The sequence below is a fragment of the Bradyrhizobium sp. GW821-FHT12B03 genome (assembly GCF_058807535.1).
Window position 1 is genome coordinate 42,966 of the sequence record NZ_JBXAQU010000011.1, and the last position, 24,595, is coordinate 67,560.

Annotated in this window: 21 protein-coding genes, 2 tRNA genes and 1 pseudogene; 9 read left to right on the forward strand and 15 right to left on the reverse strand. The window is 64.8% G+C overall.

The window, feature by feature from the left end; translation table 11 throughout:
* Positions 1-3: 3 nt before the first annotated feature.
* Positions 4-633 carry a cation efflux transmembrane domain-containing protein gene (locus tag AC1RUR_RS21215; RefSeq protein WP_492847485.1) on the reverse strand — a complete coding sequence of 210 codons (630 nt, stop codon included), beginning with the start codon at positions 631-633 and terminating at the stop codon, positions 4-6.
* A 145-nt stretch (positions 634-778) separates the two neighbouring features.
* Between AC1RUR_RS21215 and AC1RUR_RS21220 the strand changes: the two genes are divergently transcribed.
* From AC1RUR_RS21220 to AC1RUR_RS21240, 5 genes are read left to right on the forward strand one after another with little or no spacing between them, the layout of a single operon-like run.
* On the forward strand, positions 779-1,141 hold the full coding sequence (locus AC1RUR_RS21220; RefSeq protein WP_492847487.1) for a hypothetical protein: 363 nt from the start codon (positions 779-781) through the stop codon (positions 1,139-1,141).
* A gap of 52 nt (positions 1,142-1,193) precedes the next feature.
* Positions 1,194-2,468 (forward strand): divalent metal ion exporter subunit IhpA, encoded by a 1,275-nt coding sequence (ihpA, locus tag AC1RUR_RS21225; RefSeq protein ID WP_492847489.1) that lies wholly within the window; start codon positions 1,194-1,196, stop codon positions 2,466-2,468.
* A complete protein-coding gene (gene ihpB / locus AC1RUR_RS21230; protein WP_492847491.1) occupies positions 2,465-3,442 on the forward strand; it encodes a divalent metal ion exporter adaptor subunit IhpB in 978 nt (325 codons plus the stop codon). Before ihpA ends, ihpB begins: the two co-directional genes overlap by 4 nt.
* On the forward strand, positions 3,435-6,647 hold the full coding sequence (ihpC, locus tag AC1RUR_RS21235; protein ID WP_492847493.1) for a divalent metal ion exporter subunit IhpC: 3,213 nt from the start codon (positions 3,435-3,437) through the stop codon (positions 6,645-6,647). The genes ihpB and ihpC overlap by 8 nt, the downstream gene beginning before the upstream one ends.
* A 2-nt stretch (positions 6,648-6,649) precedes the next feature.
* Complete coding sequence (locus AC1RUR_RS21240; RefSeq protein ID WP_492847495.1) at positions 6,650-7,654, forward strand: cation diffusion facilitator family transporter; 1,005 nt, start codon at positions 6,650-6,652, stop codon at positions 7,652-7,654.
* A 26-nt stretch (positions 7,655-7,680) separates the two neighbouring features.
* On the opposite strand, the gene AC1RUR_RS21245 is transcribed toward AC1RUR_RS21240, so the two are convergent.
* The 9 genes from AC1RUR_RS21245 to AC1RUR_RS21285 all read right to left on the reverse strand — a co-directional run bounded on the left by AC1RUR_RS21245 (position 7,681) and on the right by AC1RUR_RS21285 (position 16,623).
* The gene (locus tag AC1RUR_RS21245; protein ID WP_492847497.1) at positions 7,681-7,944 is read right to left on the reverse strand and encodes a hypothetical protein; all 264 of its coding nucleotides are present in this window, start codon (positions 7,942-7,944) and stop codon (positions 7,681-7,683) included.
* Positions 7,945-7,976: 32 nt separating this feature from the next.
* On the reverse strand, positions 7,977-8,837 hold the full coding sequence (locus AC1RUR_RS21250) for a class I SAM-dependent methyltransferase (protein ID WP_492847499.1): 861 nt from the start codon (positions 8,835-8,837) through the stop codon (positions 7,977-7,979).
* A 70-nt stretch (positions 8,838-8,907) separates the two neighbouring features.
* Positions 8,908-8,984 (reverse strand) — tRNA-Val (locus tag AC1RUR_RS21255).
* Positions 8,985-9,046: 62 nt separating this feature from the next.
* Positions 9,047-9,451, reverse strand: coding sequence for a GFA family protein (locus AC1RUR_RS21260; RefSeq protein WP_492847502.1), 405 nt, complete (start codon positions 9,449-9,451; stop codon positions 9,047-9,049).
* A gap of 61 nt (positions 9,452-9,512) precedes the next feature.
* Positions 9,513-11,936 carry an endopeptidase La gene (gene lon, locus AC1RUR_RS21265; RefSeq protein ID WP_492847504.1) on the reverse strand — a complete coding sequence of 808 codons (2,424 nt, stop codon included), beginning with the start codon at positions 11,934-11,936 and terminating at the stop codon, positions 9,513-9,515.
* Between the two features lie 324 nt (positions 11,937-12,260).
* Positions 12,261-13,532, reverse strand: coding sequence for an ATP-dependent Clp protease ATP-binding subunit ClpX (clpX, locus tag AC1RUR_RS21270; RefSeq protein ID WP_008547851.1), 1,272 nt, complete (start codon positions 13,530-13,532; stop codon positions 12,261-12,263).
* 447 nt (positions 13,533-13,979) lie between these two features.
* Positions 13,980-14,615, reverse strand: a complete 636-nt coding sequence (locus tag AC1RUR_RS21275) for an ATP-dependent Clp protease proteolytic subunit (RefSeq protein ID WP_492847507.1) — start codon at positions 14,613-14,615, stop codon at positions 13,980-13,982.
* A 383-nt stretch (positions 14,616-14,998) separates the two neighbouring features.
* On the reverse strand, positions 14,999-16,360 hold the full coding sequence (gene tig, locus AC1RUR_RS21280) for a trigger factor (protein WP_492847509.1): 1,362 nt from the start codon (positions 16,358-16,360) through the stop codon (positions 14,999-15,001).
* Positions 16,361-16,538: 178 nt separating this feature from the next.
* A tRNA-Leu gene (locus AC1RUR_RS21285) sits at positions 16,539-16,623 on the reverse strand.
* Positions 16,624-16,778: 155 nt separating this feature from the next.
* On the opposite strand from AC1RUR_RS21285, the gene AC1RUR_RS21290 reads away from it, so the two are divergent.
* Complete coding sequence (locus AC1RUR_RS21290; protein ID WP_492847863.1) at positions 16,779-18,095, forward strand: multicopper oxidase family protein; 1,317 nt, start codon at positions 16,779-16,781, stop codon at positions 18,093-18,095.
* A 9-nt stretch (positions 18,096-18,104) separates the two neighbouring features.
* Here AC1RUR_RS21290 and AC1RUR_RS21295 read toward each other — a convergent pair whose 3' ends face one another.
* The 4 genes and pseudogenes from AC1RUR_RS21295 to AC1RUR_RS21310 all read right to left on the reverse strand — a co-directional run bounded on the left by AC1RUR_RS21295 (position 18,105) and on the right by AC1RUR_RS21310 (position 20,663).
* Entirely contained in the window at positions 18,105-18,392 is a 288-nt protein-coding gene (locus AC1RUR_RS21295; RefSeq protein WP_492847511.1) for an addiction module antidote protein, read from the reverse strand.
* 1 nt (position 18,393) lies between these two features.
* Positions 18,394-18,687 (reverse strand): annotated as a pseudogene (locus tag AC1RUR_RS21300) (type II toxin-antitoxin system RelE/ParE family toxin); the annotation flags it as partial.
* 42 nt (positions 18,688-18,729) lie between these two features.
* Positions 18,730-19,164 carry a GNAT family N-acetyltransferase gene (locus tag AC1RUR_RS21305; RefSeq protein ID WP_492847513.1) on the reverse strand — a complete coding sequence of 145 codons (435 nt, stop codon included), beginning with the start codon at positions 19,162-19,164 and terminating at the stop codon, positions 18,730-18,732.
* Entirely contained in the window at positions 19,164-20,663 is a 1,500-nt protein-coding gene (locus AC1RUR_RS21310) for an NAD(P)H-hydrate dehydratase (RefSeq protein ID WP_492847515.1), read from the reverse strand. Before AC1RUR_RS21310 ends, AC1RUR_RS21305 begins: the two co-directional genes overlap by 1 nt.
* A 380-nt stretch (positions 20,664-21,043) precedes the next feature.
* On the opposite strand from AC1RUR_RS21310, the gene AC1RUR_RS21315 reads away from it, so the two are divergent.
* Positions 21,044-21,382: a P-II family nitrogen regulator gene (locus tag AC1RUR_RS21315; protein WP_007603495.1), complete on the forward strand. Its 339-nt coding sequence runs from the start codon at positions 21,044-21,046 to the stop codon at positions 21,380-21,382.
* 151 nt (positions 21,383-21,533) lie between these two features.
* Positions 21,534-22,943, forward strand: a complete 1,410-nt coding sequence (gene glnA, locus AC1RUR_RS21320; RefSeq protein WP_492847517.1) for a type I glutamate--ammonia ligase — start codon at positions 21,534-21,536, stop codon at positions 22,941-22,943.
* A gap of 69 nt (positions 22,944-23,012) precedes the next feature.
* Here the strand turns inward: glnA and AC1RUR_RS21325 are convergent, their stop codons facing one another.
* Positions 23,013-23,276: a tautomerase family protein gene (locus AC1RUR_RS21325; RefSeq protein WP_492847519.1), complete on the reverse strand. Its 264-nt coding sequence runs from the start codon at positions 23,274-23,276 to the stop codon at positions 23,013-23,015.
* 152 nt (positions 23,277-23,428) lie between these two features.
* Between AC1RUR_RS21325 and AC1RUR_RS21330 the strand changes: the two genes are divergently transcribed.
* A complete protein-coding gene (locus AC1RUR_RS21330; RefSeq protein WP_492847521.1) occupies positions 23,429-24,406 on the forward strand; it encodes a GlxA family transcriptional regulator in 978 nt (325 codons plus the stop codon).
* Positions 24,407-24,595 lie beyond the last annotated feature (189 nt).

Here is a 24,595-nt window from a genome sequence, read left to right on the forward strand (position 1 = left end):
CAGCTAAGCTGGACGCGCCCTCAACTCGGCCGTGGATTGCTGGGCCACGACGACCGCGCCCTGGAGCGCGAGGCCGGCCATGATGGCCGCCACGATGACGTCGGGCCACCCCGTGCCGGTGCCGAACACGCCGAGGGCAGCCAGCAGCACGGCAATGTTGCCGAGCACATCGTTGCGGGTACAGATCCAGGCCGAGCGCATGTTGGCGTCGCCCTTGCGATGGGCCCACAACAATCCGAACGAGGCCGCGTTCGCAGCAAGCGCCGCCACTCCGACCGCTCCCATGGTGAACGCGCTCGGCAGCGTGCCATGCGCGGCGTGCCAGACCACCGTGCCGACGACCCACAGGCCGAAGGCAGCCATCGTCAGCCCCTTCGCGAGTGCCGCGGTCGCGCGATAGCGCAGCGCCATGCCGACCACCAGGAGGCTGATGGCGTAGTTCGCGGCATCTCCGAGGAAATCGAGCGCGTCCGCTTGGAGCGAGGCCGACCCGGCCGCGAGGCCCGCGCCGATCTCTGCGAAAAACATGATCGCATTGATGGCGAGCACGGCCCACAGCACGCGGCGATACGCCTTGTTGTCGCGATGGCGATCGAGATCGAGCGGCGGGGGTGAGCAGCATGCGTCGGCCATGCCAACAAGATAGGGCGCGGAAACGCCGCAGACAATCGCAGTCTCTGCCCTCCCCGCGACATCAGGTTCCCCTGCGTAACATTGTTGCGGGTCGACACTGTTCCTGGACCCTGCTAGGCAGCTTGAGGTCAACGAGAGTGACGCCGTGTTTTCGATCCGCCGGTCCATCAGGAAGGTGTTCCGCCCGCGCAATTGGCGTGGGTCGTGGGCCGTGGTCTGCGCGGTGCTCTATCTGCTGTCGGGCGCCCTTCACACCAGCCAATGCGTCGACGTGGCGAATTCGTTCGGCCAATCGCACATCGTCTCCATGGCGGGCGCACCGGGCGATTGCGAGGGCAAGACAATCGCGGCGCATCACTGCCACGGCTGCTTCTCGCTGACCGTCGCCCAGTACATCGAGCCCGGCACGGCGGTCGATCTCCACACCGTGCCCACATCGTCGCGCGAGCCCGCCTCGGTCGGCATCGATCCCGACACCGAATCGCCTCCCCCCAAACATCTGACCTGAACTGATCAGCCGGGCGCTCCGCGCCCACGATGCTATTGTTCACAGGTCACTCATGTCTTGCAGACGGACTGCCGCGCGCCTTTTGTGCGCGACGGCGATTTTGGTCAGCCCCTGGCTGATGCAGCACACACACGCCCAGACGCTGACGATGCGCGCGGCGCTGTCGCGCGCGCTGGCCGCGAGCCCACGGCTGACGGCGGCGGAACGCGATGTCGGAATCGCCACGGGCCAGCGCATCCAGGCGGGCGCCCTCCTCAATCCGGAACTGTCCTATGAACAGGACAATTCGTTCGGCTCCGGTATCTATCGCGGCACCAGATCGGCCGAGACCACGCTCCAGATCAGCCAGGCCTTCGAGCTGTTCGGCAAGCGCGAGGCGCGGATTGCCGCGGGCGCCGCCGGCATCGAGGTGGCCGCGATCCAGCGCAAGGCTATCAGGCTGGAGGTGCTGTCGGAGACCGCGATCGCCTTCCTCAGCGTGCTCGGCGCGCAGCGCCGCATCCAGATCCTCGACGAGCAGATCACCGCAATCGACCGGCTGACGCCGCTGCTCCGTCGCCGCGTCGATGCAGGCGCCTCCTCCCCGGCCGAGACCGGCCGCGCCGAGGTCGCCTCGGCCCTGGTGAAGGCCGACCGCGAGCGCTTCAAGGCGACCCTGGCGAGCGCCCGGCGCGAGCTTGCCGTGCTGATGGGCGATCCCGCCTCGAAATTCGGCGAGGTCTCCGGCCGGCTCGACACCATGGGCAAGCCGCCGACATTCCAGTCGGTCGTCGCCGCCATCGATGCCAATCCCCAGCTGGTGCGCTGGACCGCGGTCTATGCCCAGCGGAACGCCGAGCTGCTGATGGCGCGCTTGAGGCCCTATCCCGACGTTCGGATCGCGGCGGGATGGCGCCATTTCAACGAGACCAATGACGATGCGGCGCGCCTCACCGTCTCGGTGCCGATCCCCGTGTTCGACCAGAACCAGGGCAACATCCTGTCGGCACAGGAGAGTCTCGCCAAGACCAGGGCCGAACGCGAGGCCAACCGCAACACGCTGATCGTGATTGCGGGCCGCGCCTATGACTCGCTCCAGGGCTCGCTGCGCGAGCTCGCCGTGCTGCGCGAGACCGCCATCCCGAAGGCGACCGAGGCGGCAGAAGCGATCTCGCAAGGCTACGGCCAGGGCCGCTTCACCCTGCTCGAAGTGCTCGACGCCCAGGCCAGCGTCGCGCAGGCGCGGCTGCGCGAGCAGGAGGCGCTGCAGAATTTCCATGCCGGGGTCGCGACCATCGAAGGTCTCGTCGGCAATCCCTTTGCGCTGGCCCGGGAGGGCGCACGATGAAAACATCCTCCACCGTCCTCGTGGCCGTCATCGCCGCCGCACTCGGCGCTTACGGCTATTCCATGCTTGCACCGGCCAAGGTCGCATCGACGGAGCATGCCGCGGACAAGAAGCCGGAGAAGCCGAACGACCATGTCGAGCAGGACGAGCATGGCGCCGACCGTATCCGCATCTCCGACGTCAAACTTGCGGCCGCCGGCGTGACGCTGGCGGAAGCCGCGGGCGCCACGCTGTCTGACACGCTCGCCTTCAACGGCATCCTGCGCGCCAACCAGGAAGCTGTCGTCCAGGTCACGCCTCGCTTTCCCGGTGTCGCAAAATCGATCCAGAAGCGCATCGGCGACAAGGTCGCCAGGGACGATCTGCTCGCCGCGATCGAGAGCAACCAGAGCCTGACCGTCTACGAGCTGAAGGCACCGATCGCCGGCACCATCATCGAGCGGCAGATCTCGCTCGGCGAATACGCCTCCGAGCAGAAGCCGGCCTTCGTCGTCGCCGATCTCTCGACGATCTGGGTCGACCTGTCGATCTACCGGCAGGACCTCAAGCGCGTCCGCCTCAATGACGAGGTGCTGATCGATCCCGACGATGGCCGCGGTGAGATCAAGGGCACGATCTCCTACATGGCGCCGATCGGCTCGAGCGAGACCCAGACCGCGCTGGCGCGCGTGGTGCTGCCCAACCCGGAGGGCCGGCTTCGCCCGGGCCTGTTCGTCACGGCGCGGCTGATCCTCGCCGCCCGCAACGTCGCGGTTGCCGTGCGCCGCAGCGCGATCCAGACGCTGGAGAACCGGACCATCGTGTTCGTCCGCGAGGACGGCGACAAGATCGAGGCGCGCCCGGTGGAGCTCGGCGACTCCGACCCGAGATTCGTGGAGATCCGCGCAGGGCTCTCCGTCGGCGAGCGTTACGTCGCCGAGAACAGTTTTGTGGTCAAGGCGGAGATGGGCAAAGGAGACGCCGACCATGATTGACGCCCTGCTGGCCTTCTCCATTCGCCAGCGATGGCTCGTGGTCCTGTTTGCGCTGGCGGCCGGCGCCTTCGGCGCCTGGAATTTCACGCGCCTGCCGATCGACGCGGTGCCCGACGTCACGAACGTCCAGGTCCAGATCAACACGCGCGCCCCTGGCCTGTCGCCGCTCGAAGCCGAGCAGCGCATCACCTTCCCGATCGAAACCGCGATGGGCGGGCTGCCCAAGCTCGACTACACCCGCTCGATCTCGCGCTACGGCCTGAGCCAGGTCACCGTCGTGTTCCAAGACGGCACCGACATCTATTTCGCGCGCCAGCTCGTCAACGAGCGCATCCAGCAGGCAAAGGACCAACTGCCTGGAGGCACCGAGGTCGCGATGGGGCCGGTCTCGACCGGGCTCGGCGAGATCTACGTCTATTCGGTCGAGGCCAAGGCCGGCGCGAAGTCGCCCTCAGGCGCCGAGTTCACGCCGACAGAGCTGCGCACCATCCAGGACTGGATCATCAAGCCGCAGCTGCGCACCATTCCCGGGGTGGTCGAGGTCAACTCGATCGGCGGCCATGAGCGGCAATTCCACGTGCTGCCGATCCCCGGCCGGCTGATGGCCTACAGGCTCGGTTTCCGCGACATCATGACGGCGCTGGCCGCCAACAACGCCAATGTCGGCGCCGGCTATATCGAGCGCAACGGCGAGCAATATCTCGTCCGCGCGCCAGGCCAGGTCGCCAATATCCAGGACATCCGCGACATCGTGATCGGCTCGCGCGGCGGCGTGCCGGTGCGTATCCGCGACGTCGCCGACGTCGAGGAAGGCCAGGACCTGCGCTCGGGCGCTGCGACGACCAACGGCAGCGAAACCGTGCTCGGCACCGCCATGCTGCTGATCGGCGAGAACAGCCGCACGGTCGCCCAGCGCGTGAAGGCCCGGCTGACGGAGATCGCGAAATCGCTCCCCGACGGCGTGATCGCGCGCGCCGTCTATGACCGCACGTATCTGGTGGAAGCGACCATCCAGACCGTCGAGAAGAACCTCGTCGAGGGCGCGGCGCTGGTGATCGCGGTGCTGTTCCTGATCCTCGGCAACATCCGCGCCGCGCTGATCACCGCCTGCGTGATCCCGCTCTCGATGCTGTTCACGATCACGGGCATGGTCGAGAGCAGGGTCAGCGCCAATCTGATGAGTCTGGGCGCAATCGATTTCGGCATCATCGTCGATGGTGCGGTCATCATCGTCGAGAACTGCCTGCGGTTGCTCGCTGCCGAGCAGCACCGGCGCGGGCGCCTGCTCTCGCTGGAAGAGCGGATGCAGACTATTCGCGAGGGCGCCAGCGAAGTCATCAAGCCGAGCCTGTTCGGCACGCTGATCATCGCCGTGGTCTATTTGCCGGTCCTGACCCTGACGGGGACCGAGGGCAAGATGTTCACGCCGATGGCGCTGACCGTGCTGATGGCGCTCGCCGGCGCGGCGCTGCTGTCGGTCACCTTCGTCCCGGCTGCGGTTGCGATTGTCGTCACCGGCAAGGTCTCGGAGACGGAGAACGTCTTCATGCGGGCGGCCAAGCGGTTCTATGTGCCGCTGCTCGACCGCGCCATCCGCTATCGCGGCAGCGTCGCGTTCGGTGCCGTGCTGATCGTCGTCGGCAGCATCTTCGCCGCGACGCGGATGGGCGGCGAATTCATCCCGAGCCTGGATGAAGGCGACATCACCATCGAGACCATCCGGATTCCCGGCACCAGCCTGACCCAGAGCGTCGACATGCAGCTCCGGCTGGAGAAGGCGGTCAAGCAGGTTCCGGAGGTCGCGACCATCTTCTCCAAAATCGGTACCGCCGAGATCGCCAACGACCCGATGCCGCCGAACGTCGCCGACACCTATGTCACGCTGAGGCCGCGTGACGAATGGCCCGACCCCGCCAAGCCCAAGAACGAGGTGATCGAGGAGATCGAACGCGCCGCCAACACCCTGCCCGGCACCGCCTATGGCATGACCCAGCCGATCCAGATGCGCTTCAACGAGCTCATCGCCGGCATCCGCAGTGACGTCGGCGTGAAAATCTTCGGTGACGATCTCGACGTGCTTGCCGGCATCGCCCAGCAGGTCAATGGCGTCGTCCGCGGCATCGAGGGCGCCGCCGACGTCAAGACCGAGCAGGTCGCGGGCCTGCCGATCCTCACCGTCAGGCTCGACCGCCAGGCGCTGTCGCGCTACGGCCTCAGCCTGAGCGAGGTGCAGAACCTGGTCGAGATCGCAATCGGCGGCAAGCCGGTCGGAAAACTGTTCGAGGGCGATCGCCGCTTCGACATCGTGGTGCGGCTGCCGGAAAACCTGCGGGCCAACCCCGACACGATCAAGTCGCTCCCGATCCCGTTGCCGCCGGGCGAGGATGTCCCCGCCGTCACGAAGACCGCTTGGCCGGGGGCATCGGGCGCGACACCTCGCTACGTGCCGCTGTCCTCCGTCGCGGCGATCGAGATCGCACCCGGCCCCAACCAGATCAGCCGCGAGAACGGCAAGCGCCGCGTCGTGGTGATGGCCAACGTTCGCGGTCGCGACCTGCGCTCCTTCGTCGCCGAGGCTCAGGAGGCGATCGCCGGGAAGGTCAAGCTGCCGCCGGGCTACTGGATCGGCTGGGGCGGCCAGTTCGAGCAGCTGGTCTCCGCCACCAAGCGGCTGACCATCGTGGTGCCGGTGGCGCTGCTGCTGGTGTTCCTGCTGCTGTTCATGGGGATGGGATCGGCGGCGGATGCGGCGCTGGTGTTCTCCGGCGTTCCGCTGGCGCTGACCGGCGGCGTCGCCGCGCTGTTGCTGCGCGGTATTCCCTTATCCATCAGCGCCGGCGTCGGCTTCATCGCGCTGTCGGGCGTCGCCGTGCTCAACGGCCTCGTCATCATCGCCTTCATCGAGCGGCTGCGCAGCGAGGGACGTCCTGTTGCGGAGGCCGTGCGCGAGGGCGCGCTGACCCGCCTGCGGCCGGTGCTGATGACGGCGCTGGTCGCCTCCCTCGGCTTCGTGCCGATGGCGCTCGCCACAGGCGCCGGCGCCGAAGTGCAGCGGCCGCTGGCGACCGTGGTGATCGGCGGCATCATCTCCTCCACCGTGCTGACGCTCCTGGTGCTGCCAGCGCTCTACGTGCTGTTCCGGCGTGACGGGGCTGCCGAAACGCCTACAATGGCGGCTGATTTGGCTGAAACCGGGGAGCGCTAGGTTTGGGCAGCCACGACCATCACGGCCATCACCATCGTGACCATGCCGGCCATTCGCATGATCATGGCCATGGTCACGACCACAGCCATGCTCATGGTCATGACCATGGTTTTGGCCACGCGCATGTCCACGCGCCCGCCAGCTTCGGCAAGGCGTTCGCGATCGGCATTACCCTCAACACCGCGCTGGTCGTCGCCGAGGCGGTCTACGGCTATATCGGCAACTCCACCGCGCTCCTTGCGGATGCCGGGCACAATCTGTCCGACGTGCTTGGCCTGGTCGTGGCCTGGGGCGCCTCGATCGCGGCACGGCGCGCGCCGAGCGGCCGCTTCACCTATGGCTTTCGCGCCTCCACCATCCTGGCGGCGCTGGCGAATGCGGTATTCCTGCTGGTCGCCACCGGCGCGATCGGCTGGGAGGCGATTTTGCGGCTGCGCGAGCCGGAGCCGGTCGCGGGCGTCACCGTGATGGTGGTCGCCGGCATCGGCATCCTCATCAACGGCCTTACCGCGATGCTGTTCGCCAGCGGACGCAAGGACGACATCAACATCGAGGGCGCCTATCTGCACATGGCAGCCGATGCCGCGGTCTCGCTCGGCGTCGTGGTCTCGGCGGCGCTGATCATCTGGACCGGCTGGCTCTGGCTCGATCCCGTCACCAGCCTCGTGATCTGCGTCACCATCCTCTGGAGCACGACCAGCCTGCTGCGCGGCTCGATCGACATGTCGATGGCGGCCGCGCCCAAGGGCACCGATCTCGCCGCAATCAGGTCGTTTCTACAGCAGCGGCCCGGCGTCTCAGGGATCCACGATCTTCACGTCTGGCCGATCTCGACCACCGAGACGGCGCTGACCTGCCACCTCGTCATGCCGACCGGGGCCGGCGATGCATTCCTGATGGAGACGGCGCAGCTGCTGAAGACGTCGTTCCGCATCGGCCACACCACGCTTCAGGTCGAAACGCATCCGGACAATGGCTGCGCGCTGGCGCCGGATGATGTGGTGTGAAGCGATAATCGTCGGCGCGGAGATCCCTACGACTCAGCAAGCCACCGCACACCGGAAGCTGAGATCTCAAGGATCAAGGCGCGTGACAGCTGCTTCCAGAGCAGAGTGCTGTCATCGTACTCCACCAACTCATAGCTGCGTCCGCAAGTGACCCAACTCATGCATGGTGCTGCGTTCGGCTCCTCGTTCCAGGGAATCAGAGCCCTTCGCCGCAGCTCCTCGATTGCCTGCTGCCGCGTCTGAAACTCGCCCTGCCATTCAGCGTGCAATTCGTCCTCAATGACAAACATTGTGACGTTCCTTCGCAGAGCCTTCCAGCTGCCTATGCTGCCTTCGCCGTCACGATCCAGATCGCGCCTTGCAACGCGACCGACTGCCCTTTCAGGAACGGCGTGAGCATCTCGCGGATGGAGGCTTTTGCTGCATCATAGGTCTCCGGCGGATGGCCCTGCAGCGCACGGCTGGCAGGACCGATCTGAAGCGCACCGTCGACCGCCGCGTCGAGTCCGCCGCCGATCGCGACATCCATCGCGAGATTGTGCGGCTCCATCGCGACGTCCGCAAATCCCGCGCCCTTCAGGATGCGCGTCACGCGCTCCTCCGAGGCAAAGGCGAACGGGCCCGGCTCCTCCGGCCCGACCGGCGGCATCTTCGGCACGTGCTTGTAGACCGCCATCAGCGGCGCCATCATCCACGGATTTTCCTTCGGCTCGCGCCAGCATGCAAAGGCGAGCCGCCCGGACGGCTTCAGCGCGCGCCGCAGATTGGTGAAGGACGCAATGGGATCGGCGAAGAACATCACGCCGAAGCGCGACGCCAGCAGGTCAAAACTCGCCGGCTCGAACGGATGCACCGTTGCATCCGCCAGCACGAAATCGAGCGGTAGGCCTTTTGGTGCCAACGCGCGCGCCTGCGACAGCATCGGCTCGGACACATCGAGGCCGAGTGCGAAGCCATTGGGCGCGACAGCCTTTGCGAACGCAAACGTCGTCGCACCGGAGCCACAGCCGACATCGAGGACCCGCTCCCCCGGCTTCGGCCTGGCGCGATCGATCAGCACCTCGGCAATGGGCCCAAGCAGGCTCTCCTGCGCCGCGTGGCGATCGGCCCAGCGCTGTCCGCTTGGTCCGTTCCAGTAAGCGATCTGGTCGGCGTTCTGCTCGTGTCCGCTTGGCTGTTCCATTGGAGGCCTCCCGTTCGGCGGCCCGCTTGGGCTGGCCTGCGAAGCCATCGCCCGCGACGCGAACAAAGGCTGGTGGGCGATCACGGATTCGAACCGCGGACCCTCTCGGTGTAAACGAGATGCTCTAACCAGCTGAGCTAATCGCCCTCGCCGCCTCTTTAGCCTCACAGGCCCCGGACGGGCAAGCGCGGAACTTCAATTCCTAAGCCTCAATCCCCCGGCCTGCCCGGCAGCAGCGGCACCGCGTCGATCCAGACCGCCGCCGACTGGCACCAGATCTGCCTCACCGGCCGCAGCTGGTCCCGCTGGCGGATGCTGCCCCAGCGGATGCCCCAATCGTCGGCCTGGTCGCCCTCGCCGCTGGTGAACAGCGGGGATCCGCAGTCGCCGCAAAAATGCTGGAAACGCATCCGGCCGTTGTCGCCGCGCTTGCCGTAGATCTTGGGTGTGCCGGCGGTCAGCCTGACGTCGGCCCTGGTGCAGATCGCGGTGACCCGGAACGCCGAGCCCGTCAGGGTCTGGCAGTCCCGGCAATGGCAGACGGAGACCGTCTCAGGATCGATCTCGGCCTCGAAGGTGATCTGCCCGCAATGGCATTGCCCGTCGATCTGCATGACCAGCCCTCAAAACAAGAACGGCGCCCGAAGGCGCCGTTCTATCATCTTTCGCAGGAGATCAGTGAGCGGTCAGGCCGCCGGCGGCTTCGTCGCCGTCGGGCTTCACCGTCACCTTGGTGTCCTCTTCCCAGACGATCGGGACCGGCTTCTTCACCAGCGCCTTGGCGACGACGTCGTCGAGGCGCGAGACCGGGATGATCTCCATGCCGCCCTTGATCGCATCGGAAATCTCCGTGAGATCCTTGGCGTTGTCCTCGGGGATCAGCACCGTCTTGATGCCGCCGCGGGCCGCAGCCAGCAGCTTCTCCTTCAGGCCGCCGATCGGCAGCACGCGGCCGCGCAACGTGATCTCGCCGGTCATCGCGACATCGTGGCGGACCGGGATGCCGGTCATGACCGAGATGATCGCGGTGGCCATCGCGACGCCCGCCGACGGACCGTCCTTCGGCGTCGCGCCTTCCGGCACGTGCACGTGGATGTCGCGCCGGTCGAACAGCGGCGGCTCGATGCCGTAGACGATCGCGCGCGAGCGGACATAGGACGCCGCCGCCGAGATCGATTCCTTCATCACGTCGCGCAGATTGCCCGTGACCGTCATCTTGCCCTTGCCGGGCATCATGACGCCTTCGATGGTCAGCAGCTCGCCGCCGACATCCGTCCACGCAAGGCCGGTGACGATGCCGACCTGCGGCTCGCTCTCGATCTCGCCGAAGCGGTACTTCGGCACGCCGAGCAGCTCTTCCAGAGTCTTCTCGGTGATCTTGACCGACTTCTTCTTGGAGATCATCAGCTCCTTCACCGCCTTGCGGGCGAGTGTCGAAAGCTCACGCTCCAGGTTACGCACGCCCGCTTCGCGGGTGTAGCGGCGGATCAGCAGCAGCAGCGCGTCGTCGTCGATCGAGAACTCCTTGGAGTCCAGGCCGTGCTTGGACACCGCGTTCGGGATCAGGTGCTTGCGCGCGATCTCGACCTTCTCGTTCTCGGTGTAGCCCGCGATCCGGATGATCTCCATGCGGTCCATCAGCGGGCCCGGAATATTGAGCGTATTCGCGGTGGTGATGAACATCACGTTGGACAGATCGTAGTCGACCTCGAGATAGTGGTCGTTGAAGGTCCCGTTCTGCTCGGGGTCCAGCACCTCGAGCAGCGCCGAGGACGGATCGCCGCGGAAATCGGCGCCCATCTTGTCGATCTCGTCCAGCAGGAACAGCGGATTGGACGACTTGGCCTTGCGCATCGACTGGATGATCTTGCCGGGCATCGAGCCGATATAGGTGCGGCGGTGACCGCGGATCTCGGCCTCGTCGCGCACGCCGCCGAGCGAGACGCGCACGAATTCGCGCCCCGTCGCCTTCGCGATCGACTTGCCGAGCGAGGTCTTGCCGACGCCGGGAGGCCCGACGAGGCACAGGATCGGTCCCGTCAGCTTGTTGGCGCGCGACTGCACCGCGAGATACTCGACGATGCGTTCCTTGACCTTCTCGAGCCCGTAGTGATCGGAGTCCAGGATGGCCTGCGCCGATTCCAGGTCCTTCTTGACCTTGGACTTCTTGTTCCACGGAATCGACAGCAGCCAATCCAGATAGTTGCGCACGACGGTCGCTTCCGCGGACATCGGCGACATCTGGCGCAGCTTCTTCAATTCGTGCTGCGCCTTCTCGCGCGCTTCCTTGGAGAGCTTGGTCTTGGAGATCTTCTCTTCGAGATCGGCGAGCTCGTCACGACCATCGTCGTCGCCGAGCTCCTTCTGGATCGCCTTCATCTGCTCGTTGAGATAATACTCGCGCTGGGTCTTCTCCATTTGTCGTTTGACCCGAGAACGAATCCGCTTCTCGACCTGCAGCACCGAGATCTCGCTCTCCATCAGGCCCAGCACCTTCTCGAGGCGCGTGGTGACGGACAGCGTTTCCAGGATGCCCTGGCGATCCGCGATCTTGACCGCGAGATGGGAGGCGACCGTGTCGGCGAGCTTGGCGAAATCGGTGATCGCCTGCACGACGCCGACGACCTCGGCCGAGATCTTCTTGTTGAGCTTCACGTAGCTCTCGAAGTCGGACACCACCGAGCGCGCCAGCGCCTCCGCCTCGACCGATTTCGCATCGGTGTCGGCGAGCGCAATCGCGGTCGCTTCGTAATAGTCGGCGCGATCGGTGTATTTCTGCACGCGCGCACGCTCGAGCCCTTCGACCAGCACCTTCACGGTGCCGTCGGGAAGCTTCAAGAGCTGGAGCACGCTGGCAAGCGTACCGGTCTCGTAAATCGCATCGGGCGCCGGATCATCGTCGGACGCGTTCTTCTGCGTCGCGAGCATGATCAGCGCGTCGTTCTTCATCACCTCTTCGAGCGCGCGGATCGACTTCTCGCGACCGACGAAGAGCGGAACGATCATGTGCGGGAAGACGACGATGTCGCGCAAGGGAAGCACGGGATAAGCGTGCGTTTCGCCATGGACGATGGTTGGCCGGGGTTTTGGATTGGTCATGGCCTTTTCCTTTTGCTTTGCCCCCTTGCACGCAGCCCGCCATGCTCATGCGCAACCGCCACAAGGTGCCGAGGTGATCCACAAAACCGGCCTACCATTCGAAGGTTGGACCGGGCTTGCCGGATCGGAACTGAGGCGAATCTAGAAGAGAAGTCTCGCTCGCCGCCGACATTAGGTGGCTATCGACCCGGGGGGTGTCAAGTCATTGAAAAACGCGCGCCATCAGGCGCTTACGCACACGGGTAAGCGACGCAAACTCGGCTGCGGAGAACCATTCCGCAGCCGTCACTTCTCAGGACGATTGGAGCGTTCCAGCGCCGCAAATCAGGCGCTGGCGTTCTCGACGGCGCGATCGGAGCGATCGGCGTAGATGTAGAGCGGACGGGCCGTGCCTTCCACCACTTCGCGGGAAATCACGACTTCTTCCACACCTTCCAGACCCGGCAGGTCGAACATGGTCTCGAGCAGGATCGCCTCGAGGATCGAACGCAGGCCACGCGCGCCGGTCTTGCGCTCGATCGCCTTGCGGGCGACCGCGCCAAGCGCCTCATCGGCGAAGGTCAGCTCGATGTTCTCCATCTCGAACAGACGCTGGTACTGCTTCACCAGCGCGTTCTTCGGCTCGGTCAGGATCTTCTTCAGCGAGGTCTCGTCGAGGTCCTCGAGCGTCGCCACGACCGGGAGACGGCCGACGAACTCGGGGATCAGGCCGTACTTCAGGAGATCCTCGGGCTCGACGTGACGGAAGATCTCGCCGGTACGGCGGTCCTCCGGCGCGAGCACCTGGGCGCCGAAGCCGATCGAGGTCGACCGCCCGCGCGCCGAGATGATCTTCTCGAGGCCGGCGAACGCACCACCGCAGATGAACAGGATGTTGGTGGTATCCACCTGCAGGAACTCCTGCTGCGGATGCTTGCGGCCGCCCTGCGGCGGGACCGAAGCCACCGTGCCTTCCATGATCTTCAAGAGCGCCTGCTGCACGCCCTCACCCGACACGTCGCGCGTGATCGAGGGATTGTCGGACTTGCGGCTGATCTTGTCGATTTCGTCGATGTAGACGATGCCGCGCTGGGCGCGCTCGACATTGTAGTCGGCGGCCTGGAGCAGCTTCAGGATGATGTTCTCGACGTCCTCACCGACATAGCCGGCTTCGGTCAGCGTCGTCGCGTCCGCCATCGTGAACGGCACATCCAGGATGCGGGCGAGCGTCTGCGCGAGCAGCGTCTTGCCCGAACCGGTCGGACCGATCAGCAGGATGTTCGACTTCGCGAGCTCGACGTCGTTGTGCTTGGTCTGGTGGTTGAGGCGCTTGTAGTGGTTGTGCACCGCGACCGACAGAACCTTCTTCGCATGGCTCTGGCCGATCACGTAGTCGTCCAAGACCTTGCAGATTTCCTTCGGCGTCGGAATGCCGTCGCGCGACTTGACCAGCGAGGATTTGTTCTCCTCGCGGATGATGTCCATGCAGAGCTCGACGCACTCGTCGCAGATGAAGACCGTGGGACCCGCGATCAGTTTGCGGACTTCGTGCTGGCTCTTGCCGCAGAACGAGCAATATAGCGTGTTCTTGGAGTCGCTCGTGCCGACCTTACTCATTCATGTCTCCGTCCGCGGTTCGATCCCGTTCCGCTCGATCGCTCCATCCCGACACACCGGTCGGCATGAAACTCAAATAGAGCAAATTCCGTACCAAAAAAGACCCTACGCGTTACATCCCGTGCGAATCACGGTCACTCGATTCTCCCGCGATCATAGCGGATCATTCGTAGCCAACCATGCTGTCACCCGACTATCAAGAATTCGCTAATCGGGGGTCGCCGGCTACCCGTGACAATACCGTGATTTCAGGTCTTGGCACGGGCGAAGTGATCGAAATCACCCCGGCGTTGCTGGATTGCCACGAAAAACAAGCACGAAAGCGGAACTTTCTGCCTGTCGCAGGGCGCAAAACAGCGTTTTGCGACGCGTCCACGAGGCCTAAACGTGAACGCGCCCCGGAAGGTCCAGGCGACCCCTGGGGATCGCCGTCACAGACCAGTAGTGCTACGGGGTCTTGGCTGCCGCCGGCTCTTCGGCGCGCTTGTCGATGACCCTGTCGACCAGGCCGAACTCCTTGGCGTCGTTGGCGGTCAGGAACTTGTCGCGTTCCAGCGCGTCCTCGATCGTCTTGTAGGTCTGGCCGGTGTGCTTCACGTAGATCTCATTGAGCCGCTTCTTCAGGTTCAGGATTTCCTGGGCGTGCAGCATAATGTCGGTGGCCTGCCCCTGGAAGCCGCCGGAGGGCTGATGCACCATGATGCGCGCGTTCGGCAGCGAGAAGCGCATGTCCTTCTCGCCGGCGGCGAGCAGCAGCGAGCCCATCGAGGCGGCCTGGCCCGTGCACAGCGTCGAGACCGGCGGGCGGATGAACTGCATGGTGTCGTAGATCGCAAGGCCCGACGTCACCACGCCGCCCGGCGAGTTGATGTACATCGAGATTTCCTTCTTCGGATTTTCCGCTTCAAGGAACAGGAGCTGCGCGACGACCAGCGTCGACATGCCGTCCTCGACCGGTCCGGTCAGGAAAATGATGCGCTCTTTCAGCAGGCGCGAGAAGATGTCGTAGGCGCGCTCGCCACGGTTGGTCTGCTCGACCACCATGGGCACGAGGTTCATGTAGGTTTCAACCGGATCGCGCATGAGTCACCTAGGGTTTTCGGAGGCGGACATCGCCAGACTTGGCTGCCAGTTTGGCTGGGTTCGAAGGCCGATGGACGCCCGTGATGCAGGAAGTTGGTAGCGGTAGAAGATTGGTACAGGGTGTACCGACAGATATAGCCCAATTCGCGCCAGACAAGTGCGGAGCGAATTAAGGCTTAATCCACCGGGCACTTGAAGCTGATTCTCGCAAAGAGGCCCAGCCAGCCACATGGCTAGCCGGGCCCTTCCACTGATCATCCTTAATGGAAGACTGCCTCGGAGCCCCGTTCCGATGAAATCGGAACGGGGCTCCGGATTCTAGTTTTGACGCGATTTCTTGACGCGAACCGGTAGCCACTTCGCTCGAAAACGCTCTAGAGCCTTCAGGCCGCGGTCTTTTCCGCCTCGTCGTCCTTGTAGAGGTCCTCGCGCGAAACCTTCTTCTCGGTCACGTTGGCGAGCTCGAGGATGAAGTCGACGACCTTGTCCTCATAGATCGGTGCACGGAGCTGGGCCAGCGCCTGGGCGTTGCTGCGGTAGTAGTCCCAGACTTCCTTCTCGCGGCCGGGCATCGAGCGCGCGCGCTCGATCACGGCGCGACCGACCTCGTCGTCGGTCACGGTGATCTTGTTCTTCTCGCCGATCTCGGAGAGCACGAGGCCGAGACGCACGCGGCGGTCGGCGATCTTGCGGTATTCTTCCTTGGCGGCGTCTTCAGTGGTGTCCTCGTCGGCAAAGGTCTTGGCCGCGGAGTCCATCTCGGCCTTGACCGAGTTCCACATCAGATTGAACTCCTCGTCGACGAGCGAGGGCGGCGCCTCGAAGCGATGCGCTTCGTCGAGACGGTCGAGCAGCGCGCGCTTGACGCGCTGGCGCGTCGCAGTCGCGAACTCGGCAACCAGACGCTCGCGCGCGGCTTCCTTCAGCTTGTCCAGCGATTCGAGGCCGAGCGTCTTGGCGAACTCGTCGTCGATCGCGACATCCTGCGGCGCCTCGATCGAGGTCGCGGTCGTCTCGAACTCGGCGGGCTGGCCGGCGAGCTTGTCGTTCATGTAGTTCTTGGGGAACGACACTTTCAGCGTGCGCGTCTCGCCCGCGCCGATCCCGGTGAGCTGCTCCTCGAAGCCGGGAATGAAGGTGTTGGAGCCGATCACGACCTGGATGCCCTCGCCGGTGCCGCCTTCGAAGACGTCGCCGTTGATGGTGCCCTTGAAGTTGATCGTGACGCGGTCGCCGGACTCGGCCTTGGCGCCCTCGGCCTTGGCGGCGTAGCCGCGATTGCTGTCGGCGATGCGCTTGATCGCCTCGTCGACGTCGGAATCGGTGACGTCAGCCACGGGCTTCTCGACCTGGAAGGTCTTGAAGTCGGCCAGCGCGATCGACGGCACCACCTCGATCGCGACCGTGTAGGTCAGATCGGTCTTGCCGCTCAGCAGCTCCTCGACCTCGGCCTGCTCGCTCGGCATGGTGATCTTCGGCTCGGTCGCAAGGCGGAAGCCGCGCTCGGAGAACAGCTGCGTGTTGGTGTCGCGGATGGTCTGGTCGATGGTCTCGGCCATCACCGAGCGGCCGTAGACCTTCTTCAGGTGAGCGACCGGCACCTTGCCGGGACGGAAGCCGTTGATGCGGACCTTGTCCTTGAGGTCGACGAGCTTGGCACCAGCCTTGGCGTCGAGATCAGACGCGGGAACGCTGATCTTGAACTCGTGCTTCAAACCTTCCGAGAGGGTTTCTGTGACCTGCATGGCGTCCAATCTTCTTCCCGTTCGGTCCCGGCACGCATGCGTCGGGACGCTGTCATTAATCGATCCGGCGCGAGGCAAACGCCTCAACGCCGGTGGTTCATCAGAGCCCTGCTCCAGACGGAAAAACATCCGTGCGGCGCGAGGCCCTTCGGTAATCCGTGCAAACGCTGAAAGCGCTTGGTGCGGGCGGAGGGACTCGAACCCCCACAACTTTCGTCACTGGAACCTAAATCCAGCGCGTCTACCAGTTCCGCCACGCCCGCGTGAATTTGCATCAAGACCGGCCGCGATGCCGCGGGCGGCCGGGCTTATAGCATGTGCCTGACTGTTCGCAGCAAAAAAATGGCTTGATGGAGGCAGGCTTCAAGTAGGCACGATGGCTGGACTTATCCAGCGCGGCGTGGTCCGGATCGGCCTCATGAAACCGCGGATTTTTGCCCCTGATCGGCGCGAGGTTCTGGCCGGACTTCTGACCGGTCTTGGCGCCTCGGCGGCCGGGTTGATGGCGGGCGGCGCAGGCCCGCTCGTGACCGCCCAGCTCGCCCTCCAGGCACGGGCAGTAACCCTGGCTCTCAGGCCGGGTCAGCCGGCTACACCAATTTGGGAGCTGGCTGCCGTAAGCCATATCGGAGACGTCCGTCTCAAGCGTTTCGACCGCTGCGAGGTGGTGTTCCGGAACAACCTGCCTGTGCCACTTGCGCCAGTCTGGTACGGCCTGATTGCCCCGGCTACGGCCGACCCGCTGCGGGGCCGTGCGCCGGCGGCGCCGGACACAACAGAAATATCAACGATTTCAATACCAAATGCGGGAACCCTGCTGGCCGACTTTCGGCTCTTCGAGGACGGCCAGAAGCAGCCCGCGCGCCCGCTCCCGATCATCGCCGCCGAGTCCGGCCGGGTTGCCGTCGATCGCGACGTGATCGTCTTGATCGAGGAATGGCACCTGCGGCCGGATGGCTCCGCCGTTCCGCCGGGCCAAGACCCAAAGGAAACAAAGCCGCTCTATACGATCAACGGACAGACTTCATTCGAACTCTCAGCTTCGGCCGGCGAGCGGCTGCGGCTGCGCTTTATCAACGCCTCCCAACGTTCTGTTCTCGCGATCAAATTGGAAGGTCACGAGGTCCTGATGATGGCGCTGGATGGGCAGCCGGCCGAGCCGTTCCCGGCACGTAACGGTGCCCTGGTCCTCGCCCCAGGCGCACGGGCCGACGCCTTCGTGGATGCTGCCACATCGGCCCCTTTCCTGCTGCATGACGGCAAGGAGGCGCGCCAGATCGGGAACCTCGCGATATCAGGCAAACTGGAGCGGCGCGCGCCATTGTTGCCGCCACAGCCGCTCCCTCCGAACGATCTGCCCGAGAAGCTCGATCTGAAAGGCGCCCTGCGGTTCGATGTCGCGCTCGGTGCTCCCGAGACCGGCTGGGCGCGGCCTGCGAATTTCTCCACCGCCTCCACCCCCGCCTTCCGCGCGAGGACCGGCCGCACCGTCGTGCTGGCCCTCAGGAACCCCGCTCCAGTCACCACCGTCTTCCATCTGCATGGCCACCATTTCCGCCTGCTCGACAAGCTCGACGACGGTTGGAAGCCCTACTGGCTCGACACGCTCGCGATCGAGCCAGGCCAGACCCAGCGCATCGCGTTCGCGGCGACATCACCCGGACGCTGGCTGCTCGAATCCGTCGTGACCGACTGGGCCGCGCCGCGGCTGGTGCGCTGGTATGGGGTGGAGTGAGATTGCCGGCTAGGCGTGCGGCTTGGCCGTCAATTCGATTCCGAGAGCCTTCATCACCGCGATCGTCGTTTTGAGCGTCGGATTGCCGTTGGCACTGAACGAGCGATAGAGCTGCTCGCGAGAAAGACCTGTCTCCTTGGCGATCTGCGTCATTCCCTTGGTGCGAGCGACGACGCCAAGCGCGTGGGCGATATAAGCGGCGTCCTCCGTCTTGAAGGCCTCTTCCATGAAGACGGCAATGGCCGCGCCGGACTGAAGGTCCTCGGCTGGATCATAAGTCGTCAGCTTCTCGGCCATGTCACTCGCTCCACATCGCGGCAAGGCTCTTTGCCGCCTTGATGTCTTTCGCCTGCGTGCTCTTGTCCCCACCGCACAGCAAAACGATGATCGTGTTGCCCCGCTTCTGAAAATAGATGCGGTAGCCGGGGCCGTAATGGATACGCAGATCACTTACTCCATCGCCCACCGGCTCCACATCGCCGGGGTGCCCTTGAGCCAACCGATCCAAGCGAGACGCGATCAGCGCTCTGGCGCGCTCATCCCGGAGACGCGATCGCCACTTCCGAAACGTCTCAGTCTGCTTGAGCTCGACCGCGTGTAGTTTTTAGACGACAATCGGCAGCGGATCAAGTGGTCAGCGCGTCCAGACGTAGCGGGCGTCCGGCTCTTTCTCCTCATTTCGCGCCCCATCCGTCTGCTCGACCAACGTAAAGCCGCGAGCTTCATAGAAGCGCCGCGCCGGCGCGTTGCGCTGGAAGGTCCAGAGCTCCAGCCGCTCGCAGGCACGCTTGGCGATGTCGAGCAGCTCGGTGCCGACGCCGCGGCCCTGGACTGCGGGAAGGACATAGAGCTGCTCGATCCAGCCTGCGCGGAAGGCGATGATGCCGCTCAATTCGTCATCGTCGAAGCGACCCCACACGTGGCACGCCGGAAAGACACGCTCGCGGTGGAACCAGTGGTCCTCCTCCGGCGTGTGCAGCCCAACCAGCCACGGCATCGCCTGGTCGAACGCAAGCCGATGGACCTGCGCAGCCGCGCCCATGTCGGCGAGCGCGAGTTGCCTCAGCACTAATACTCGACCCCGAGCGCATGATAGATCCGCCGGTGCACGGCCGGCAGCGTTTCGGTCAGGTCCTCCGCGATCAGGCCCGGCCCTGCCTCGCTTGCCGCCTCGCCATGCATCCAGACGGCGATGCTGGCGGCTTCGAAAGCCGGCACGCCTTGCGCCAGAAGCCCCGCGATGATGCCGGAGAGCACGTCGCCGGCGCCCGCTGTGGCGAGCCAGGGCGGCGCGTTGGCGGCAATGGTGACGCGACCGTCGGGCGCAGCGATGGTGGTGTCCGGCCCCTTCAGCAGCACGACAGCGCCGCAGCGTTCGGCGGCAGCGCGCACGCGCTCCAGCTTGGAGCGGCCGGGGTGCTTGTTGCTGAGATCGGAGAACAGGCGCGGAAACTCGCCCTCGTGCGGCGTCAGCACCACCGCACTGTCCTGCGAGGACTTGATCGATTCGAACAGGCGCTCCGGGATCGCGGCAAAGCTCGTCAATGCGTCGGCGTCCAGCACCAGATGCCGCTGCGCGCTCAGCGCCGTGTGGACGAGATCGCAGGTGCGATCACCGACGCCCGCGCCGGGGCCGACGATGCAGGTGTTGTAGCGCTTGTCGCCGAGCAGCTCGCCAAACTCGATCGCGGTATCGACGGGGCGAACCATCACCGCCGTGAGCGCGGCTGCATTGATCGCGAGCGCATCGCGCGGGCTCGCCAACGTCACGAGGCCCGCGCCGGCGCGCAACGCGCCGCGCGCGGCGAGCCGCGCGGCACCGGTCGCCGCCGCATCGCCCGAGACCGCCAGCACATGCCCGCGTGCATATTTGTGGCCGTCAATCCGCGGCACCGGAAAGGCCGCGCACCAGAAATCCGGATCGTTCTCGAAGATCTGCGGCCTGATCTCGTCCAGCACCTGTGCGTCGATACCGATTTCGGCAACGCGCACGCGGCCGCAATGCATCCGTCCCGGCAGCAGCAGGTGCGCCGGCTTCTTGCGGAAGAAGGTGACGGTCTCGGTGGCATTCACGGCAACGCCCAGCACGGCCGCGCTGGTGCCGTTGATGCCGCTCGGCAGGTCGACGGCGAGCACCAAGGCGCCGTTGGCATTGATCGCCTCGATCATCGCGCGCGCCTCGCCGTCAACGGGGCGGCTGAGGCCCGCGCCGAACAGCGCATCGATGATCAGCGCCGGCTTTCCGATCGCCTGCGGATTGAACGGGAGCACCGGGTGCTTCCAGCCGCGCGCGGCGGAGGCCGCGTCGCCCTGGAGCTGATCGCGCTCGCACATCAGGATCACCGAGACCTCGCGCCCCTGGGCGGCGAGCTCGGCGGCCGCGACAAAACCGTCACCGCCATTGTTGCCGGGGCCGGCCACGATCAGGATCGGCCCCTGCTCCACCAGCGCGTTGGCGGCCTCAGCGACCGACTGGCCCGCACTCAGCATCAGCTTGAAGCCGGGCGTGCCGGCCGCGATCGAGAGCTGGTCGGCGCGTTGCATTTCGGCGTTGGTCAGAACTTCCATGCCACTTCCCTGTACAAACGCCTCTTCAACAGGCATCTTCCGTGCCGATCCGACCTTGGGAACATCGATCTGCACACAGATTGAACCATTTGCCTATTTCGTAGCCTTCGGTATTTTGAGCCCGTCGGCTCCACCTATCAGAGATGCTCGTTAAAAGGCTGATAACGCTCCAATAATCAGGGCATTTGCAACTTGGCATAGACCCTGCTTTCGAGGAAGCCGCTTCGGTTCGTCGTGCTCACTGACGTCTATCAGGGTGTGGCCGGCCGTGGGTGCCGGGCTGGTCAGGGATCCCGGCATAGCGAAGACAAGATCGTGCGTGAGAAAAGCGCATCCTGACGAAGACGTTGCTATTTGATCGAAATGCCGGGAGGCGCGCAGTGAAGAAAATCGAAGCCATCATCAAGCCGTTCAAGCTCGACGAGGTGAAGGAAGCGCTTCAGGAAGTCGGCCTTCAGGGCATTACCGTCACCGAAGCCAAGGGCTTTGGCCGGCAAAAGGGTCACGCCGAACTCTACCGCGGCGCAGAATACATCGTCGACTTCCTGCCGAAGGTCAAAATCGAGATCGTGATCGGCGACGATCTGGTCGAGCGTGCCATCGACGCGATCCGTCGCGCCGCACAGACCGGGCGCATCGGCGATGGCAAGATTTTCGTCTCCAACATCGAAGAGGCGATCCGCATCCGAACCGGCGAATCCGGGCTGGACGCTATCTGAGCCGGGTGCTATCCCGAATCTTGCGACACTCTGAAAGAAAAAAGGCTGCTTCGGCGGCCTGATTTCGTTTGTGCGGTTGCGCCAAACTCGCCGAAAGCGAGAACGAATCTGCTCATCTGGAAACCGACCCGCAGAGCCAAAAGGGGTATGCATGAAGACCGCCAAAGACGTCCTGAAATCGATCAAGGACAACGACGTCAAATACGTCGACCTGCGCTTCACCGATCCGCGCGGCAAGTGGCAGCATGTCACGTTCGACGTCGGCATGATCGATGAGGACATTTTCGCCGAAGGAACGATGTTCGACGGCTCCTCGATCGCCGGCTGGAAGGCGATCAACGAGTCCGACATGTGCCTGATGCCCGATCCGGTGACCGCGACGATCGATCCGTTCTTCGCCGAGACCACCATGGTCATCACCTGCGACGTGCTCGAGCCGACCACGGGCGAGCCCTACAACCGCGACCCCCGCGGCATCGCCAAGAAGGCGGAAGCCATGGTGAAGTCGATGGGCGTGGGCGACAGCGTGTTCGTCGGCCCCGAAGCCGAGTTCTTCGTGTTCGACGACGTGCGCTATTCGGCCAACCCCTACAACACCGGTTTCCGGCTCGACTCCTCGGAGCTGCCGATCAACTCCGACACCGAATATGAAGGCGGCAATCTCGGCCACCGCGTCCGCACCAAGGGCGGCTACTTCCCCGTCCCCCCGCAGGACTCGGTGCAGGACATGCGCTCGGAAATGCTCGGCGCCATGGCCAAGATGGGCGTCAAGGTCGAGAAGCACCATCACGAGGTCGCATCCGCCCAGCACGAGCTCGGCATGAAGTTCGACACGCTGACGCTGATGGCCGACCACATGCAGATCTACAAGTACTGCATCCACCAGGTCGCGCACATCTACGGCAAGACCGCCACCTTCATGCCGAAGCCGGTCTATGGCGACAACGGCTCGGGCATGCACGTGCACCAGTCGATCTGGAAGGACGGCAAGCCGGTGTTCGCCGGCAACAAATACGCCGACCTGTCGGAGACCTGCCTCCACTACATCGGCGGCATCATCAAGCACGCCAAGGCGATCAACGCCTTCACCAACCCGTCGACCAACTCCTACAAGCGTCTGGTCCCGGGCTATGAGGCTCCCGTGCTGCTCGCCTACTCCGCGCGCAACCGCTCGGCCTCGTGCCGCATCCCCTACACCGCTTCGCCGAAGGCCAAGCGCGTCGAGGTGCGCTTCCCCGATCCGATGGCCAATCCCTATCTGGGCTTCGCCGCGATGCTGATGGCCGGCCTCGATGGAATCAAGAACAAGATCGATCCGGGTCCGGCGATGGACAAGGACCTCTACGACCTGCCGAAGGAAGAGCTGAAGCAGATCCCGACCGTCTGCGGTTCGCTCCGCGAGGCGCTGGAAAACCTCGACAAGGACCGCGGCTTCCTCAAGGCCGGCGGCGTGTTCGACGACGACTTCATCGACGCTTATATCGAGCTGAAGATGACCGAAGTCGCCCGCTTCGAGATGACCCCGCACCCGGTCGAGTTCGAGATGTACTATTCGGGCTAAGCGGCCCGCACAGTCCGCAAGAAGTAAAAGGCGCTCCGAAAGGGGCGCCTTTTCGTTTTGGGCGCGAACCTACATCTTCGGCCTCGCAACCCGCACCCCATCCGCTCCGATCGCGCCGAACGTACCGGCGATGATCTCAGCTGTCGGCTGCAGGCCGCCGAGCGACCAGTGCGAGGGGTCCTGCTCCTCGATCCTGACCCAGACGTTGCGGCGGAAGTCCGGGCTGCCCTGCCCTTCGACCTCGACCATCAGGTCGGTGACGCGTTCGAGCAGCGTCTTCTTCTGCGCGGCGTCCAGGATGCCGCGGACAGTGGAAATGGTGATGTAAGGCATGTCTTTCTCCAATCATGTCGTGTGACGACGGAGCGAATTTGGACCTGATGCCGCCGACAAGGCAGTGGCAGATAAGCCAGAGATCGGGCAATTTCCGCCACGCATCGCCGGCGCCGATCGGATAGGATCGCCGGCGGTTGCCCGGAGATCCCATGAAGCTCGCAGTTCTGGCGCTGGAAGGTTGCATGCATTCGGCGATCGCCGGAATCGCCGACGTGCTGTCGCTCGCCAATCACGTGATGCGGCAGAGCGGCGCGAAATCCCGCTTCACCTGGCAGACGCTGTCACTGGACGGCAAGGCCGTGCGCGCCGGCGGCGGCCAGATGGTGGCGGTCGACGGCGCGATCGGCAAACGCACGAGCTTCGATGCGATCCTCGTCCCCGGCAACCTCGTCGACCACGTCACGGCTGCGCGGCTGCAACCGCAATATGCCCGTGCCGGCGCCTGGCTACGGCAACAGCATGCGAACGGCCGGCTGATCGGCGCGTTCTGCAGCGGTGTGTTCCTGCTTGCAGGCAGCGGCCTGCTCGACAACCGCCGCGCCACCATCACCTGGTGGCTGCAAGGCGAACTGCGGCAGCGCCACCCTTCGATCGACCTCGCAGCCGACGCCATCATCACGGTTGCGGACCGCATCGTCTGCGCGGCCGGACCGATGTCGTGGGTCGACCTGCTGCTCAGGCTGATCGAGATGGTCGAGGGCAAGGCGATCGCAAAACTATGCGCGGACTACGTCGTCATCGACACCGCGCAGCGCACCCAGTCGATCTTCATGCCGGTCGGCTATCTGCTGTCGCAGGACCCGCTGCTGACCAGGGCCGACCTGCTGGTTCGCCGCACCGGCAAGAGGGCGATGACGGTCAAGCGCCTCGCCGGCGCGCTCGGCCTCAGCGAGCGCACGCTGAACCGCAAGTTTCAGGAGCTCACGCACGAGCCGCCGCAAGCCTTCATCATGCGTCGCCGCGTCGAGCACGCGCGCACGCTGCTGGAGACCACGACGCAGCCGGTCAAGACCATTGCGCGCACCGCCGGCTATGAGGACGAGAGCAGCTTTCGCAAGGCGTTCCGCAAGCTGACCTTGATGTCGCCGCAGGCCTATCGCGCGCGACGGACGGAGCGGACGGCGTAGCCGCGGACCAACGGTGTTCGGCCCGGCTGAGCGCCCTACTCGTCCGAAAGATCCACAACTGTGGTGACAGTGCACTCAGCTCTGCTCCGGCCGACGCCGCGAGCAGATCGAGCCAGGCAATACCGCAATACGTAATCATGGAACTCGCCTCGGGTGTCGCAAAATGCAGCTCCCGGCGAACCATCGGGA